Genomic DNA, 15694 nt, shown 5'->3' with positions numbered 1-15694 from the left:
AGATGACTCTAACGTTCCATAATGGAGATTTGAATAAGTTGGCAAGAGATACTTCACATGACAGTATCATCTTGAGAGTTGGTGAACAAGAAATGGTATCTCTGAAAAGCAATGGAGATATCTTTGTTAAAGGTAAGCTTGTTGAAAACGATAAAGAAGTTGTAGATGGCATGAGAGAGTTATTGATGTTATCTAGGTAAAGATTAGCGCAAACGTGTTGCATTTAAAAAGGAGGGTGTTAAGTAAATGAGTCCAGATGAGATATATGTAAAGCAAATGGATGCGTGGATTAAAGAACAAGAGGCTAGAAGAGAACGGATTGTAGTAACAATTAAAACTAGCTCTGAGATTGTGGAACAAAACAAGATACAGTTGCAATGGTTAGATAAAGGCTTGGGTCTTGCTAAAGAAGAGTTCGAGACTTGGAAGAAAGAAAAGCAATGACTATAACAGTAGCAATGATTTTAGGTCTTTGGTCAGGTTGGTTGGTAGGAGCGTTAAAGAAAAGATAAGGAGAGTGAATGTAAATGATTACTGAAATTAGAAAAACAATATCTGGTACAGAGTATTGGGATAATGAAAAGAAGAAGAGTCTATTTGTTCCTTCAGGTGAAGAACCAGGATTTGAAGTAACTGTTAATCCTGAGAGTATGATTGCTGATAAAGGATTTTCAACAGGAGGGTATTTGACTAAAGATACGTTGGCAATTAGTGAAGCAGGTACAGAACTTATCTTGAGTAATAAGACAATAAAAGAGTTACGTGAGTATGCTGATGAGCTAGGCATTGAGATTCCAGCTGATGTTAAAAAGAAAGAAGATATCATTGACTTACTATCATGAAATACTGTGACTTCAATGGCTGCCATAACAAGATAAGCAAAGGACGTTACTGTGAAGAGCATAAGCGTAACAAGCCAAGAAAGAAGAAAGATAAGAAGAACATCTACCATCATGATAACAAACCATTTTATCGTACTGATGCATGGAAGTATGTCAGGTCAAAGGTATATGAAAGAGAGAAGGGATGTTGTCAACGATGTGGACAGTTTGTCTTTGGTAGGCGTGCTCATGTTCATCACGTAATACCAATCAAAGAAGACCCAACTCTTAAATTAGAAGAAAATAACTTAAGGTTACTTTGTCCAGTTTGTCATACAATCGAAGAAAATGAAGATAAACCGAAAAAAGTTTTTCCGAGTTATTTCGGAAGCCCCCCTATCAAAAATTAAAATTTGTCCTCTGGGGAGGATAGGTAGCGTAGGGGGCATATCAATAGTTGCACCATTTTAAAAAAATGAAGGGGGTGTGAAAATGGCTCGAATGTCAAAGAAGAAAAAGTTGGAAATGCTAGATGTTGCAAGGGATGAAGAACGAAATAGAATCATAAAATTATTGATTGAAGATGACAATTTCACACCTTCCTTAGAACCATTAATTGATAATTATTTAGATGCTTTTATCATTTATAAAACAATGTTTGAAGAATGGAAAGCCGATGGTTTTGCTCCTACAAAAACACATAAAAACAAGGCTGGTGCAGTAAATGAAATGAAACATCCCCTCGCTCAACAAGTTGAAACTTGGAATGATAAGAAGAATAAAATGTTAGAAGCTCTAGGAATGACGAATAAGGGAAAAAGTGTACAAAAAACATCAAAAAACAATGGGAATATTCAATCAAATGAGCCGAAAGACGAATTAGCTGCTCATCGTGAGAAATGGCGGAAAACTAAATGATTATTACACCAGGCGTTAACTATGCTGATATGTATGCGAGTAACGTCATGCGTAATAAAAAGAAATACCCGAAGTCGATCATTCTTGCTGTAGAACGTTACAAGAAGTGGAAAAAGCGTAAAGATGTTTGGTTTGATGTGAATCGTGCAAATGAAATGTTGGATTTTGTTCAATCATTTGTTCGACATGTGAAAGGGCCACTTGCAGGTCAATTAATGGAATTAGAGTTGTGGGAAATGTTCATTTTTTCGAACATGTATGGTTGGTATCGTAAAAATGAAAAAGGAAAGATTGTTCGTGTTGTTCGGGAAGCTTATGTGCAAGTACCAAAGAAGAATGGAAAAACAATTATTGCAGCTGGTGCATTATTGTATTCGATGTATGGTGAAGGTGAACTTGGAGCAGATTGTTATTGTGCCGCTTCAGATTATGAACAAGCACAAAATGCAGCTGAACCAATAGCGCAAGCAATTGAAAACTCTGAGCCGTTGGCAAGACATACACAAATATACAAGGGGGTAAACGGAACAGTCAGCGGTGCAATGTATCGTTATAGTATTGATAATATTGCATATCAAAATAAATTTAAGGTATTAACTAAAAATACAAAGGGTCTTGAGGGAAAGAACCCTTATTTTGTATTGAATGATGAACTTCATGCACAAGAGAATATGGATATGTATGATAACTTAAAATCAGCACAGATTTCACGTGAGCAACCAATCATGTTGAATATTTCAACGGCTGGTAAAGGTTCATCTAGTGTTGGTATGCGTGTGTATAAACTAGCGAAAGATGCTCTCGAAGAAGATGACGATGATACTTTATTTGTTGCAATTTGGGAACCGAATAAAGGCTACGATTGGACAGATAGAAAAGTTTGGGAGATGGTTAACCCGAATATTGGTATCTCTGTTACTATGGAGACCCTTGAGACTGAATTTAAAAAAGCACAGAAATCGGCACATTCAAAAGCTGAGTTCCTTTCTAAGCACTTAAATGTTTTCGTAAATGGAGCAGATAATTATTTTGAAAAAGATCAAGTACAACATGTGCTTGTGGAAGATTTGGGTGATCTTACAGGTGAGACTTGTTATTTAGGATTAGATTTATCTAAAACAACGGATTTAACATGTGTAAGTTTGAATTTCCCCACCCATGATGAGGAAGGGAAATCAATCATAAAAGTTAAGCAAATGTACTTTATTCCCACTGATAACATTGAGTTTAGGGAAAAAGAGGATAATGTGCCATATACAGATATGGTAGAGCGTGGCTTTGTTACTTTTTGTGATGGAAAGATGATTGATCAGGATCAAGTTATGGAATATATCGTTGAATGTATGGATTTATACGATGTGCAACAAATAAATTATGATCCAGCGATGTCTCAAAAGTTAATAGAGAAACTTGAAAATCTTGGTTTAGAATGTATTGCGGTAAATCAGTATCCAAATGTTATGAATGCAATGCTTGATGATTCAGAAATACTAATTTATGAAAAGCGTTTATTTACAGACAATCCTTTATTTGTTTATTGCGCTCTTAATGTTGTAGTAGTAACAAATATTAATGGAATGAAGGCGCCAAGTAAGCGACAATCCAAAAAGAAAATCGATGGATTTGTGGCTTTTTTAGTTGCTCACAAAGAAACCATGATGATTATGGATGATGTGAGTGAAGAGGGGATGGATGAATTAATTGGTGAGATTTATAGATAGAAAGGCGGTGAGAAATTGGGTTTACGAGATCGTTTTTCAAATTATTTGTATCGAAAGTTAGAGAAGCGTGGTTTGTTTGATGAAATTTTAGGTAATAGCATTCGTTATGGTGGTAGGTATGTAAGCAGTGACAATATTTTAGAATCTAGCGATGTTTATGAGTTGCTACAAGATATAAGTAATCAAATGATGTTAGCTGAGATAGTTGTGGAAGATAAAGAAGGCAAAGAAATTAAAGATGATTTTGCTCTTAAAGTATTAAGGAATCCAAATAGCTATCTTACACAATCGGAATTCATTAAGTTAATGACCAATACCTATTTACTCCAAGGTGAAACCTTCCCAGTCTTGGATGGTGATCAATTACATTTAGCATCAAATGTTTATACGGAATTAGATAATAGGTTGATAGAGCATTTTAAAGTTGGTGGAGAAGAAATTTCATCCTTTATGATTCGTCATGTGAAAAATATTGGTGCTGATCACTTAAAAGGAAAAGGTATTCTTGATTTAGGAAAGGATACTCTTGAAGGGGTTATGTCAGCTGAGAAAACTTTAACGGATAAATATAAAAAAGGTGGTTTGTTAGCCTTTATGTTGAAGATGGATGCGCATATTAATCCTAAGAATGGTGCGCAGTCTATGTTAATCAAAGCAATTTTAGATCAATTGGAATCAATTGATGAATCAAGGTCCGTTAAAATGATTCCTCTTGGTAAAGGGTATTCAATAGAAACACTTAAGAGCCCATTAGATGATGAAAAGACCCTGGCCTATCTAAATGTATATAAAAAGGATTTAGGTAAGTTTTTAGGTATAAATGTGGATACATACACAGCTTTAATTAAGGAAGACCTTGAGAAAGCTATGATGTATTTGCATAACAAGGCAGTTAGACCGATAATGAAAAATTTTGAAGACCATTTGAGTCTTCTTTTTTTCGGAAAAAACTTGGGAAAACGTATTAAATTCAAGATTAATATCCTTGATTTCGTTACGTATAGCATGAAAACAAATATTGCATATAACATTGTTCGAACGGGTATTACATCACCAGATAATGTGGCAGATATGCTTGGATTTCCTATGCAAAATACACCTGAGTCACAAGCTATCTATATTTCAAATGACTTATCAAAAATTGGTGAAAAACAAGCTACAGATGATTCACTGAAGGGAGGTGATGGAAATGGCAAAGACAAAGGAAACACGGACATTTGACATCACCAAATTAAGTACCAGAGATGCTACGGAAGAACACCCTTCAAAGATAACGGGTTATGCAGCTGTATTTAATTCAAAGACAACTATTGGTGGCTGGTTCGATGAAGTTATTGAACCTGGTGCATTTGCGCGTTCTCTTTCTGAGAATGGTGATATTAGAGCGTTATTCAATCATAACTGGGATAATGTCCTGGGAAGAACAAAAAGTGGTACATTGCGACTAGAAGAAGATGAAAAAGGTCTGAAATTCGAAATTGAATTACCTAATACATCTGTTGGGCGAGATCTAGCGGAAAGTATGTCCAGGGGTGATATTAACCAATGCTCATTTGGATTTTGGATAACAGAAGAGAATTGGGATTATAATGTTGAACCAGCATTAAGGACCATTAAAGAAGTAGAACTTTATGAAATATCGGTTGTTTCAATACCAGCTTATGACGATACGGAAGTATCTTTAGTTCGCAGTAAAGAAATCGGAAAAGAAATAGAGCAACGAATGAAGATGATTAAACAAATAAATCAAATCCTGGAGGGAAAGTAAATGAACAAACAATTATTATTAGCATTACAAAAACGAAGCAATGAAAGATTAGTGGAATTACGTACAAAGGTTGAGAATCCTGAATTACGTGCTGAAGATTTACCAGCAATTCAAGAAGAAATTGATGAAATTAACAAACAATTACAAGAAGTTGCGGATGCTCTAGCAAATCTTGAAGATGATGGTGAAGGTGAAGACGGAAACGAAGATGATGAAGAAGGTGCTGGGGAATCTGGTACTGAAGGTTCTGGTGAAGGTGGAGAAGGTCGTACTGGAAATCCTGAGGGCGGCGAAAACAGAACTGGTTTAACAGCAGAACAACGTCAATCAGCAATGACAGCTATTGCAACAGGTCTTTCTACTCGAGGTCATAAAACTACTAAAAAGAAAGAAAAAGAAATTCGTTCAGCGTTTGCTAATTTTGTAGTTGGTCGAATTAGTGAAGCTGAAGCTCGTTCACTTGGTATTGAAGCTGGGAATGGATCAGTAACTATTCCAGAAGTCATTGCTTCTGAAATTATTACGTATGCTCAAGAAGAGAACTTACTACGTAAATATGGTTCAGTTCATAAAACAGCAGGTGATATGAAATATCCTGTTCTTGTTAAGAAAGCAGATGCAAATGTACGTAAGAAGGAACGTAAAGATAGTGATGAAATCGTAGCAACAGATATTGAATTTGATGAAGTGTTACTTGATCCAGCTGAGTTTGATGCACTTGCTACTGTTACTAAAAAATTATTGAAAATGACAGGTGCTCCAATTGAACAAATCGTTGTGGACGAGCTGAAAAAGGCTTATGTACGTAAAGAAATTAATTTCATGTTTAACGGCGATGATGTCGGAAATGAAAATCCTGGTGCGTTAGCGAAGAAAGCAGTAGCATTTACACCTTCTGTACCGGTAGATTTAAAGGCAACTGATGCAGGTCAAAAAATGTATGATGCATTAATTGAATTTAAAAATACACCAGTTACAGAAGTAATGAAAAAAGGAAGATTTATTATTAACCGTGCAGCATTAACGGCAATTGAGGAAATGAAAACTGCTGATGGATTTCCGTTATTACGTCCAATGACACAAGCAGAGGGCGGTATTGGTAATACGCTTGTTGGGTATCCTGTGGAATTTACTGATGCAGCTGATGTAAAAGGAAAACCAGATGTACCAGTTTTATATTTTGGTGATTTTTCAGCATTCCATATTCAAGATGTTATTGGAGCTATGGAATTACAAAAATTAATTGAAAAATTCGCTGGTACAAACAAAGTTGGATTCCAAATCTATAACTTATTAGATGGTCAATTAATTTATTCCCCATTTGAACCAGCTGTTTATCGTTTTGAAGTAAAAGCGGTAACTGGAGCTTAATATGGATGATTTAATTGAGAAATTAAAATCTCATATTCATTGGGAAGAGGGTATGGATGAAACCATGCTCTCTTTTTATATTGAACAAGCAAAGACTTATGTAAAGAACGCGACAGGCAAACAGACCGAGTATTTAATTATTATGGTCGCTGGTCTTATCTATGATTACAGAGTCTCTGAAAAAGAATTAGAACAGGCACTTGATGCTTTAACACCGTTCTTTGTCCAGGAGGTTTATGCTGATGAAGAGAAAGACGAATAAACTCAAATGGATGGGTGAGCTACTTAAATTAGGAGAAACAATTGATCCTGAAACAGACCGTGTTGTGATGGGATATCCGTTAGAACGTAAAATTCGTTATAACAATATTGGGGTTACAGCCACTGATAAATTCACAACAAAAGATACGAATGAAATTGTAAAGAAAATTGAAGTTCGTATCGACCGTGACATTGAAAACAATCAAAAGGATTACCGTGTAAAAGTCGGTGGCCATATTTATAATATTGAGCGCATTTATGTAAGAGAAGAAGACCGATTGATGGAGGTGTCACTATCTTATGCAAATTAGTTTTCAAGAATTAAGGGACATCATGAAAAAATCAGGCATTCCAGTATATCGTGATGAGGCTCCTACAACAGCAAAATATCCTTACATTGTGTATGAATTTGTGAATGAACAGCATAAACGGGCTTCAAATAAGGTTCTAAAAGATATGCCACTTTATCAAATTGCAGTTATCACAAATGGAACTGAAAAAGATTATGAGCCGTTAAAGGTTGTTTTTAACGAAGTAGGCGTGTCTTATTCTCAATTTGATGGAATGGGTTATGACGAGAACGATGACACCATAACGCAGTTTATAACGTATGTGAGGTGTATCCAGTAATGGCTTCAAATAACAATGGTTTTGCTGAAGCTTTAGAAGATATCAATACGCTATTACGTGTGAATAAAAAGGTCGAACTGGATGTATTAGACGAAGCAGCGAAGTATTTTGCTAGTAAATTAAAACCCAAAATCAAAGCCTCCAATAAAAACAAGCGAACGCATTTAAGAGATAGCCTAAAGGTTGTTGTGAAAGATGATCGTGTATCTGTGGAGTTTAAAGATGAAGCTTGGTATTGGTATTTAGTTGAACATGGCCATAAAAAAGCAAATGGTAAGGGCCGTGTGAAAGGGAAACATTTTGTTAAGAATACCTTTGATGCAGAAGGTGACAAAATTGCTGATATTATGGCACAAAAAATAATAGATAGAATGTGAGGATGATATACATGACAGTTGAAAATAAAGAAATTCAATATTCGGTAGGGATCGAAGATTTATATCTGTGCTTGATGAAGGGAAATGAAACTTCTAGTGCACTACCAACTTATGAGGATATCGTTTATAGACAAACGAATATTTCAGATTTAACGATTTCCACTACTTCTACTAATTTTACAAAGTGGGCATCTAACAAAAAAATTATTAACATTGTCAAAAATACAGCGTTTGGATTAGCTTTTAACCTTGCTGGTTTAAATCGTGAAGTAAAAGATAAAATCTTTGCTAAAACACGTAAAAAAGGCGTGTCTTTTGAAACAGCGAAGGCGAAGGCGTATCCCAAGTTCGCAGTAGGTGTTGTATTCCCTTTAAATGATGGAACAAAAATATTACGTTGGTACCCAAAATGTACAGTTGCTCCAGTAGAGGAATCTTGGAAAACACAAGGTGATGAAATGACTGTAGATGACATTGCTTACACAATTACAGCAGATCCATTGTTATTTAATGATGTAACACAAGCTGAATTAGATACTGGTGATCCTGAGGCAAAAGGAATTAAAGCTGAAGATTTCCTAAAACAAGTAATTTGTGATGAATCTCAACTAGCGCAGCTAGGTGGAACGACTCAAACAGGTAAATAAGGAGGGTAATTATGGCACGTTTAAGTGATTTAGTGAATGTAAATATAACTAGAAACAGCATTAAGATACAGGGTGTTTCAATCCCTGTTATTTTCACTTTTGAATCTTTCCCTTATGTGGAAGAAGCATTTGGAACACCTTATCATGAATTTGAAAAAGAAATGAATGCTATGTTAGCTAAAGGTCAATTTAGCCTCGGAGAAAATGAAGCGAAATTGATGCGTGCATTAATTTATGCGATGGTACGTAGTGGTGGTACGGAATGTACATTAGATGAAATTAAAGGTGCCATTCCTATGAATGATTTACCTGACATCTTCATCGTTGTATACGAAATTTTCAGTGGCCAAACTTTCCAGAATTCTGATATGGAGAAGCTGAAGCAAGAAAAAAAGTAAAAAACATACTGACTAAAAACGAGGAATCTCAGTCCGAATTGGACTGGGATTTTTATTTTTATGTCGGTAATACGTTGCTTGGTTTAAGTATGGATGATTTCTGGAAAATCACACCTGCACATTTTCTAAAACAATTCATTATGCATCTCAGATACAACAATCCGGATGCATTACATGAGCAGAAACCAAAACAAATCTACACGCTAGATCAAACACCATTCCTATAAGAAATGAGGTGAGAAAATGCCAGGGAATAGTAAAGAAAGAAACGTCGTCCTTAATTTTAAAATGGATGGCCAGGTTCAATATGCAAATACATTGAAACAAATCAATATGGTTATGAATAATGCAGCGAAAGAATATAAAAATCATATTGCAGCAATGGGTCAAGATGCGACAATGACTGATAAACTTCTTGCTGAAAAGAAGAAGCTTGAAATTCAAATGGAAGCAGCCAAGAAACGTACAGCTATGTTACGTGCTGAATATCAAGCTATGTCCAAGGACACAAGTACAACCGCCGAACAACTCAATAAAATGTACGGGAAGTTGCTTGATGCAGAACGTGCTGAAACTTCTCTTGATAATGCAATGAAAAGAGTGAATGAAGGTCTTTCCGAGCAAGCAATTGAAGCCAGGGAAGCACGCGGAACTTTACTGGATTTACAAGAGAATTCTAAAAAGCTTGAAGCGGAACAAAAGAAATTAACTAGCTCTTTCAAACTTCAAAATGCTGAATTAGGAGCAAACGCTAGTGAAGCGGATAAGTTGGAATTAGCACAGAAACAACTACGCCAGCAAATGGAAATGACTGATAGGGTCGTCCACAACTTAGAACAACAATTAAGTGCAGCAAAGCGTGTGTATGGTGAGAATTCTACCGAAGTGCAGCAACTTGAGGCTAAATTAAACCAAGCAAAAACGACATTAAAGCAATTTGAAAACTCATTACAGAGTGTTGGGCGAAGTGGTTCACAAGCTGCGGATGGTATGGCGGAAATCAATAAGAAACTTGATATGAACAATTTAATGGAAGCCGCTGAAGTTCTACAAGGAATATCCGAAAAATTGATTGAAATGGGAAAGTCAATTGTAAATACAGCAATAGAGTTTGATGGATCACAGAGGAAAATTCAAGCTTCATTAGGGTTGACTGGAAAAGGTGCCGAAAATCTTCAAAAGATTGCTGTTGATACTTGGAAAAAAGGTTTTGGTGAAAATCTTGAAGAGGTAGATAATGCGCTTATAAAGGTCTATCAAAATATGCGCGATGTTCCACATGAAGAATTACAAGGTGCATCGGAAAACGTTTTAACATTAGCTAAAGTTTACGATGTTGATTTAAACGAAGCGACTCGTGGTGCAGGGCAGTTGATGAGTCAATTTGGTTTATCTACACAAGAAACATTTGATTTACTTGCTGCTGGTGCTCAAGAAGGTCTAAATTATTCAGATGAGTTATTTGATAACCTCTCTGAATATGCGCCTTTATTCAAACAAGGTGGCTTTAGTGCTCAAGAAATGTTTACGATTTTAGCAAATGGAACAAAAAGCGGTTCGTATAACTTAGACTATATCAATGACCTGGTGAAGGAATTTGGTATCCGTGTACAAGATGGTTCGAAAGGTGTATCAGAAGGATTTGGTGATTTATCTGAAGAGACACAAAAAGTATGGAAATCATTCAATGAAGGTAAGGGAACCGCAGCCGATGTATTCAATGCTGTGTTAGGCGATCTTCAAAAGATGGATGACAAAGTAAAGGCAAACCAGATTGGTGTTGCTTTATTTGGCGTAAAATGGGAAGACATGGGTGCTGAAGCTGTACTTAGTTTAAATAATGTACATGGTGGTCTTGGTGATGTAACTGGACGTATGAATGAAATGAAGAAACTTCAAGAAGAATCATTGGGGCAACAGTTCCAAAAGGCATTAAGAGAAACACAAGCCGCATTTGAACCACTTGGGAAAAAACTTGCTGAATTAGCTAAAGATGTTTTACCGCCGGTAGTAGAGGGGATAAAGACTTTAGTTGATGGATTTACTAAATTACCAGAGCCGATCCAAAATTTCACTTTTATTTTTGTAGGATTAACGGCTGTAGTAGGTCTTTTAGCTCCTATTATTGCAGCTGTAGTTGTATCATGTATAGCACTAGGGACAACGATTGGGACAGTTATGCTTGTTATTGCCGGTATAGCTGCTGTAATTACAGGGGTTATAGCAGTAATTCAAAATTGGGGGGCAATAACCGATTGGCTTTCTGAAAAATGGTCCCAATTTAAAGATTGGTTTGGTGAATTGTGGGCAGGTATAGTTCAGGCATGTAGTGATGGTTGGTCTGCCACAGTTGATTACTTTTCTGGAGCCTGGTCAGATTTTTTAAATATGGTAAATGAGTTCTTTGAACCTATAGGTCAATTTTTCATTGATCTATGGACAGGTATTTCTGATACAGCATCGGAAATTTGGACAGGAATTACTGATTATTTTTCAGAATCGTGGTCTTCATTCATTGAATTAGCAAATAGTATATTGTCTCCTTTAGGTGAATTTTTCAGTGGATTGTGGACGGGTATTGTTGAAACGGCAACTTCTATTTGGGATCAATTAAAGACAGCTTGGCAAGAAACTTGGAATACCATTGTTACGGTTTTAGATCCAATTATTTCTTTGATTTCTACAGTTCTTGAGGCTGGATGGTTATTAATACAAGCTGGAGCACAAATTGCTTGGGCAGCCATATCTCAATATATTATTCAACCAATTCAAGAAGCGTATGATTGGGTAAGTAAACAAATTGGTGAATTGGTTGCTTGGTTAGGTACACAATGGGAAATTGCAAAAGCTGTGGCGCAAGTTGCGTGGGGATTATTTAAGCAATATATCGTTCAGCCAGTCCAAGAAGCTTGGAGTACAACAAAAGAAAAATTCAGTGATTTGATTTCTTGGTTAAGTTCACAGTGGGAAACAGCGAAATCTTATACACTTTCAGCGTGGAATCTAATAAAACAATATGTCATTCAGCCTGTTCAAGAATTGTGGAATGCAACGAAAGAGAAATTGAATGATTTAGCGAATTGGATACTAGGTAATTGGGCTAAAATTCAATCTTACACACTTACGGCATGGAATTTAGTTTATAAATATATCATTGATCCTGTTATTTCAGCTTATAATTCTGCAAAAGAGAAATTCAATGATATGTACAACACGGCACGGGAAAAATTTGATTCAGTAAAAAATGCAGCTCAAGAAAAGTTTGATGCAGCAAAGAGGTTTATCATTGACCCGATAAAAGATGCGGTGGATAAAGTGAAGGGATTCATTGATAAAATCAAAGGATTTTTCAGTGATTTGAAATTAAAGATTCCGAAACCGGAAATGCCTAAAATGCCGCATTTTAGTTTAGAAACTAGCACGAAAAACATTTTAGGGAAAGACATTACGTATCCATCTGGCATTGGTGTACAATGGCGTGCAAAAGGCGGTATTTTTACTAGACCTACAATTTTCGGTATGAGTAATGGTCAGTTACAAGGGGCAGGAGAAGCTGGAAATGAAGCGGTTTTACCGTTGAATAAAAAAACATTAGGCGCGATTGGTGAAGGGATTGCAGCAACGATGTCTACTGAACCAACTGTAATTAATATTTATAATCCTTCAGTAAGGGAGGATCGTGATATCGACCACATGATCGGAAAAATAGATGATGCACTGGCTCAAAAAGGACGTAATTCAAAAATAGGAATAGGGAGGACGACTTAATTGTTGGATATAGGAATCGATAATGAATTAGCAAGCAGTTACGGATTAGGTTTAGTAGGTCGTCCAGTGATTCCAACCGCAAAACAAAAGGTAGAACATATAGAAATACCAGGACGACATGGTTCACTTACAAAGAAAGGGGCATATGAAAATGTCCCTTTTAAGGTGAAATTTAATATGTTGGAAAGGGAAAATATTAAACCTTTCATAAGACGTGCAAAACCTTGGTTATTACAAGGGAAAACACTTTTTTTCACAGATGACGATGTACATCGGAAGATTAAGCATGTTGAAATGGGAGACATCACAACTGAAATTGAGGAGCATGGTGAATTTGAGGTGGATTTCACACTAGATCCCTTTGAATATACAGAGGATGTAAATCTAAAGCTCACCAAACCTGGTGTAATTTATAATCCAGGTACAATTGAATCTGATCCTAAGTTTTGGATTGTGGGAAACGGTACTTTCCGTATAACAATCAATAACGTCTCTTTTCAAATAAAAGATGTGAATGGTTCTGTTGTCATAGATTCAGAAGTACTTGAAGCATATACCGATACCATATCAATGAATAATAAAATGGTTGGGCAGTTCCCTATATTGGGCGTGGGAGAAAATAAAATAGAGTGGTCAGGATCAATTCAATTTATGGAAATTCGACCTAGGTGGAGATATAAATGATTACTTTATATAAACCAAATGAGACTGATTATACACACAATGGTATAGGGGCTTTAGATAAAAATATTTATAACGCAACTGTTGAGGAAGAACTCAATGGTTTATTTTTATTTTCATTTAGTTACCCATTGTTTGCACCACATGGTTTGGAAATAGAGGGAATGAGCATCATTAAAGTTCCAACTCCTGATGGTGAACAACTGTTTCGAGTGGCAGCGCCTAAAGTCAGTATGGGTGAGATTACAGCGCAATGTTATCACATTTTTTATGACTTAACAGAAAATCTAATTGAAGACATTTTCGCTGAAACAACAAATGGTAATGGAGCTATGAATCGTATGTCAGCGGGATGCCAATACAAGCATCCTTTTCAGTTTTATTCAGATGTACCAAAGATAGCAAGTGCACGTATTGTCCGTAAAAATCCTGTGGAAGCATTATTGGATTCTAGTCAAGACAATTCATTTGTTAATCGTTGGGGTGGCGAATTAAAACGCGATAATTTTGACGTGAAGATGCTACTAAATCGCGGTATGGATCGTGGAGTAGTAATTCGCCATAAGAAAGATTTATTAGGGTATGAAGGTAATGTGGATTGGAAAAGTCCCATAACTAGAATCATGCCACAAGGTTTTGATGGGTTATTTCTTCCTGAAAAGTATGTGGATAGCCCACTTATAAATAAGTATCCCCATCCTAAAATTAAAGTGGTTGAATTTAAACATATTAAAGCAGCTATTGGTGAAAATGCTGACGATGAAGATGCAGTTCCATTAGAAGAAGCATATAGGTTATTACGCCAGGCAGCTAAGGATATGTTTGCTATTCAAAAGGTTGATCAGCCTAAAGCAAATTATAACGTTATGTTTCAGGAGTTATCACAAACGGAAGAGTATAAGGATTATAAGCATTTACAGAGTGTTTATATGGCAGATACGGTTACGGTTGAGCATCAAGAAGATGGTATTGATATAAAGGCGAAGGTAATTGCTTATAAATATGATCCAATAAAAAAAGAGTATCTGGATATAACCATTGGTAACTTCAAAGAATCCTTTACGGACGTTTCCGGTAGGGTTGATCTGGTACAAGAAGAGTTATCCAATATGCCAGGCTCTATTTTGGATGCAGCAAAAGCAAATGCTACAAGTCTTATTAATTCAGGATTCGGAGGACATGTCCGTAATTATCCAGATCGTATTTTAATTATGGATACGAAAGATGAAAAGAGTGCGAAAAAGGTTTGGCAATGGAACTTGAATGGATTGGGGTATTCTTCCACAGGTGTGAATGGACCATATGGAACTGCTATTACAAGTGACGGAAGAATTGTTGCTGATTTTATTACTGCAGGTACGTTAAGTGGGAACGTTGTTCGAGGGGGAGAAATAACAGGTTCAACATTACGAACTTCAGATAGTGTCAACTATGTAAATATTTCAAAGCAATTTATACGTTTGTATGAGTCATCTAGAACAAGGGTGTTTGTAGGGTATTACAAAAATAGTAGAAATGAAATACAACCAACTCTTATTTTAGGCGGAGATTCAGATTCCACAGGGGCAAATGGTGCTATTATGGTGTACCAATTCTCAGATACGAGCGTTAAGTCTGGTGGAATCGGAATTACAAAAGGACTCGATGGCAATGGATACTTGAATGCAGCTTCTTTATACTTTTCACAAACAGGGAATGCGATGCTCGACGCTGATAAAATGATTGTCCTAGATGCCCAAAGTGAGATGAGATTTAAGGTTAAAGATCAATTCCGCTTTTATCGTAATGACAATTGGATTGCAAGTATCGGGGTTGCATCTGGAGGGGATACAGATATCATGCTCCCAAATGCGATAATACGAAATTCAAATTGGGACAATGGGTATATCCAAGTGAAAACCGCTCTTGGATCATATTATCAAGGAATAATCGCTTCAGACTTCAAAGTTTCTTCAAAAGAAACCTATAAAACCAATATCCGTCCTATTGCATTCAGCGCACTTGAAAAGGTAATGGAATGGGAAATTAAACAGTACAATTTGAAAACCGATATTCCAAAGCTTTATGAGATGCGTATGAATCGTAAAGAAGGAGAGCCGACAATTACTACAGAGGCAATTCCTACACATTATGGTTTAAGCAGAGGAAAATGGTGTAGGTTTATATGGAATGCTTTCGCAACTAACAAAAGGTTTCCAAGAATATGTGACAAAAACGGATGCTAGAATCGAAGAATTAGAGCCGATAAAGCCTAGAGGAAATATAAAACATAGGAACAAAGTAAAACGTCAAAGAAGACCGCCTAGACACGTGAAAAGGAATAGTTAGAGAGA

At 36.2% G+C, this 15694-nt stretch carries 18 protein-coding genes and 1 pseudogene; all 19 read left to right on the top strand.

Features of this window, described 5'->3' with window-relative positions; genetic code table 11:
* Nucleotides 1-2: 2 nt before the first annotated feature.
* The 19 genes and pseudogenes from ATL10_RS17285 to ATL10_RS17195 all read left to right on the top strand — a co-directional run bounded on the left by ATL10_RS17285 (nucleotide 3) and on the right by ATL10_RS17195 (nucleotide 15689).
* A complete protein-coding gene (locus ATL10_RS17285; RefSeq protein WP_110497227.1) occupies nucleotides 3-200 on the top strand; it encodes a hypothetical protein in 198 nt (65 codons plus the stop codon).
* Nucleotides 201-246: 46 nt separating this feature from the next.
* Nucleotides 247-444 (top strand): hypothetical protein, encoded by a 198-nt coding sequence (locus ATL10_RS17280; protein WP_110497225.1) that lies wholly within the window; start codon nucleotides 247-249, stop codon nucleotides 442-444.
* A gap of 83 nt (nucleotides 445-527) precedes the next feature.
* Nucleotides 528-842, top strand: a complete 315-nt coding sequence (locus ATL10_RS17275) for a Rho termination factor N-terminal domain-containing protein (RefSeq protein WP_110497223.1) — start codon at nucleotides 528-530, stop codon at nucleotides 840-842.
* On the top strand, nucleotides 839-1231 hold the full coding sequence (locus tag ATL10_RS17270) for an HNH endonuclease (protein WP_038413837.1): 393 nt from the start codon (nucleotides 839-841) through the stop codon (nucleotides 1229-1231). The genes ATL10_RS17275 and ATL10_RS17270 overlap by 4 nt, the downstream gene beginning before the upstream one ends.
* An 82-nt stretch (nucleotides 1232-1313) precedes the next feature.
* Nucleotides 1314-1739 carry a P27 family phage terminase small subunit gene (locus ATL10_RS17265; RefSeq protein WP_142669972.1) on the top strand — a complete coding sequence of 142 codons (426 nt, stop codon included), beginning with the start codon at nucleotides 1314-1316 and terminating at the stop codon, nucleotides 1737-1739.
* Entirely contained in the window at nucleotides 1736-3460 is a 1725-nt protein-coding gene (locus tag ATL10_RS17260) for a terminase large subunit (RefSeq protein ID WP_000587520.1), read from the top strand. Before ATL10_RS17265 ends, ATL10_RS17260 begins: the two co-directional genes overlap by 4 nt.
* A gap of 15 nt (nucleotides 3461-3475) precedes the next feature.
* Nucleotides 3476-4681 (top strand): phage portal protein, encoded by a 1206-nt coding sequence (locus ATL10_RS17255; protein ID WP_110497219.1) that lies wholly within the window; start codon nucleotides 3476-3478, stop codon nucleotides 4679-4681.
* On the top strand, nucleotides 4650-5228 hold the full coding sequence (locus ATL10_RS17250; RefSeq protein WP_021728208.1) for an HK97 family phage prohead protease: 579 nt from the start codon (nucleotides 4650-4652) through the stop codon (nucleotides 5226-5228). The genes ATL10_RS17255 and ATL10_RS17250 overlap by 32 nt, the downstream gene beginning before the upstream one ends.
* Nucleotides 5229-6599 (top strand): phage major capsid protein, encoded by a 1371-nt coding sequence (locus tag ATL10_RS17245; RefSeq protein WP_110497217.1) that lies wholly within the window; start codon nucleotides 5229-5231, stop codon nucleotides 6597-6599.
* Between the two features lies 1 nt (nucleotide 6600).
* The gene (locus tag ATL10_RS17240) at nucleotides 6601-6861 is read left to right on the top strand and encodes a head-tail connector protein (protein WP_000342230.1); all 261 of its coding nucleotides are present in this window, start codon (nucleotides 6601-6603) and stop codon (nucleotides 6859-6861) included.
* A complete protein-coding gene (locus ATL10_RS17235; RefSeq protein ID WP_142669971.1) occupies nucleotides 6842-7171 on the top strand; it encodes a hypothetical protein in 330 nt (109 codons plus the stop codon). Before ATL10_RS17240 ends, ATL10_RS17235 begins: the two co-directional genes overlap by 20 nt.
* Nucleotides 7161-7490 (top strand): hypothetical protein, encoded by a 330-nt coding sequence (locus tag ATL10_RS17230; RefSeq protein ID WP_110497213.1) that lies wholly within the window; start codon nucleotides 7161-7163, stop codon nucleotides 7488-7490. Before ATL10_RS17235 ends, ATL10_RS17230 begins: the two co-directional genes overlap by 11 nt.
* Nucleotides 7490-7867 (top strand): HK97-gp10 family putative phage morphogenesis protein, encoded by a 378-nt coding sequence (locus ATL10_RS17225; protein ID WP_110497211.1) that lies wholly within the window; start codon nucleotides 7490-7492, stop codon nucleotides 7865-7867. Before ATL10_RS17230 ends, ATL10_RS17225 begins: the two co-directional genes overlap by 1 nt.
* A gap of 11 nt (nucleotides 7868-7878) precedes the next feature.
* The gene (locus ATL10_RS17220) at nucleotides 7879-8514 is read left to right on the top strand and encodes a major tail protein (protein WP_000215488.1); all 636 of its coding nucleotides are present in this window, start codon (nucleotides 7879-7881) and stop codon (nucleotides 8512-8514) included.
* Nucleotides 8515-8525: 11 nt separating this feature from the next.
* Entirely contained in the window at nucleotides 8526-8912 is a 387-nt protein-coding gene (locus ATL10_RS17215; protein ID WP_110497210.1) for a hypothetical protein, read from the top strand.
* A 38-nt stretch (nucleotides 8913-8950) separates the two neighbouring features.
* The gene (locus ATL10_RS17210) at nucleotides 8951-9139 is read left to right on the top strand and encodes a hypothetical protein (RefSeq protein WP_006927278.1); all 189 of its coding nucleotides are present in this window, start codon (nucleotides 8951-8953) and stop codon (nucleotides 9137-9139) included.
* Nucleotides 9140-9155: 16 nt separating this feature from the next.
* Nucleotides 9156-12680, top strand: coding sequence for a phage tail tape measure protein (locus ATL10_RS17205; protein WP_110497208.1), 3525 nt, complete (start codon nucleotides 9156-9158; stop codon nucleotides 12678-12680).
* Nucleotides 12681-13364, top strand: coding sequence for a phage tail domain-containing protein (locus ATL10_RS17200; RefSeq protein WP_110497205.1), 684 nt, complete (start codon nucleotides 12681-12683; stop codon nucleotides 13362-13364).
* Nucleotides 13361-15689, top strand: a pseudogene (locus ATL10_RS17195) (phage tail spike protein). Before ATL10_RS17200 ends, ATL10_RS17195 begins: the two are co-directional and overlap by 4 nt.
* The last annotated feature ends 5 nt before the right edge of the window (nucleotides 15690-15694 follow it).

It is taken from the genome of Bacillus sp. 196mf (assembly GCF_003217275.1).
Classification (GTDB): domain Bacteria; phylum Bacillota; class Bacilli; order Bacillales; family Bacillaceae_G; genus Bacillus_A; species Bacillus_A thuringiensis_S.
This window is presented reverse-complemented; position numbering and strand designations above follow the sequence as displayed.

What these genes read in the sequence shown, in the direction of transcription:
- ATL10_RS17270 (WP_038413837.1), top strand. Translation starts at nt 839, where the DNA reads ATGAAATACTGTGACTTCAATGGCTGCCATAACAAGATAAGCAAAGGA.
- ATL10_RS17235 (WP_142669971.1), top strand. Translation starts at nt 6,842, where the DNA reads ATGAAGAGAAAGACGAATAAACTCAAATGGATGGGTGAGCTACTTAAA.
- ATL10_RS17275 (WP_110497223.1), top strand. Translation starts at nt 528, where the DNA reads ATGATTACTGAAATTAGAAAAACAATATCTGGTACAGAGTATTGGGAT.
- ATL10_RS17240 (WP_000342230.1), top strand. Translation starts at nt 6,601, where the DNA reads ATGGATGATTTAATTGAGAAATTAAAATCTCATATTCATTGGGAAGAG.
- ATL10_RS17205 (WP_110497208.1), top strand. Translation starts at nt 9,156, where the DNA reads ATGCCAGGGAATAGTAAAGAAAGAAACGTCGTCCTTAATTTTAAAATG.
- ATL10_RS17265 (WP_142669972.1), top strand. Translation starts at nt 1,314, where the DNA reads ATGGCTCGAATGTCAAAGAAGAAAAAGTTGGAAATGCTAGATGTTGCA.
- ATL10_RS17280 (WP_110497225.1), top strand. Translation starts at nt 247, where the DNA reads ATGAGTCCAGATGAGATATATGTAAAGCAAATGGATGCGTGGATTAAA.
- ATL10_RS17260 (WP_000587520.1), top strand. Translation starts at nt 1,736, where the DNA reads ATGATTATTACACCAGGCGTTAACTATGCTGATATGTATGCGAGTAAC.
- ATL10_RS17220 (WP_000215488.1), top strand. Translation starts at nt 7,879, where the DNA reads ATGACAGTTGAAAATAAAGAAATTCAATATTCGGTAGGGATCGAAGAT.
- ATL10_RS17215 (WP_110497210.1), top strand. Translation starts at nt 8,526, where the DNA reads ATGGCACGTTTAAGTGATTTAGTGAATGTAAATATAACTAGAAACAGC.
- ATL10_RS17285 (WP_110497227.1), top strand. Translation starts at nt 3, where the DNA reads ATGACTCTAACGTTCCATAATGGAGATTTGAATAAGTTGGCAAGAGAT.
- ATL10_RS17245 (WP_110497217.1), top strand. Translation starts at nt 5,229, where the DNA reads ATGAACAAACAATTATTATTAGCATTACAAAAACGAAGCAATGAAAGA.
- ATL10_RS17230 (WP_110497213.1), top strand. Translation starts at nt 7,161, where the DNA reads ATGCAAATTAGTTTTCAAGAATTAAGGGACATCATGAAAAAATCAGGC.
- ATL10_RS17250 (WP_021728208.1), top strand. Translation starts at nt 4,650, where the DNA reads ATGGCAAAGACAAAGGAAACACGGACATTTGACATCACCAAATTAAGT.
- ATL10_RS17225 (WP_110497211.1), top strand. Translation starts at nt 7,490, where the DNA reads ATGGCTTCAAATAACAATGGTTTTGCTGAAGCTTTAGAAGATATCAAT.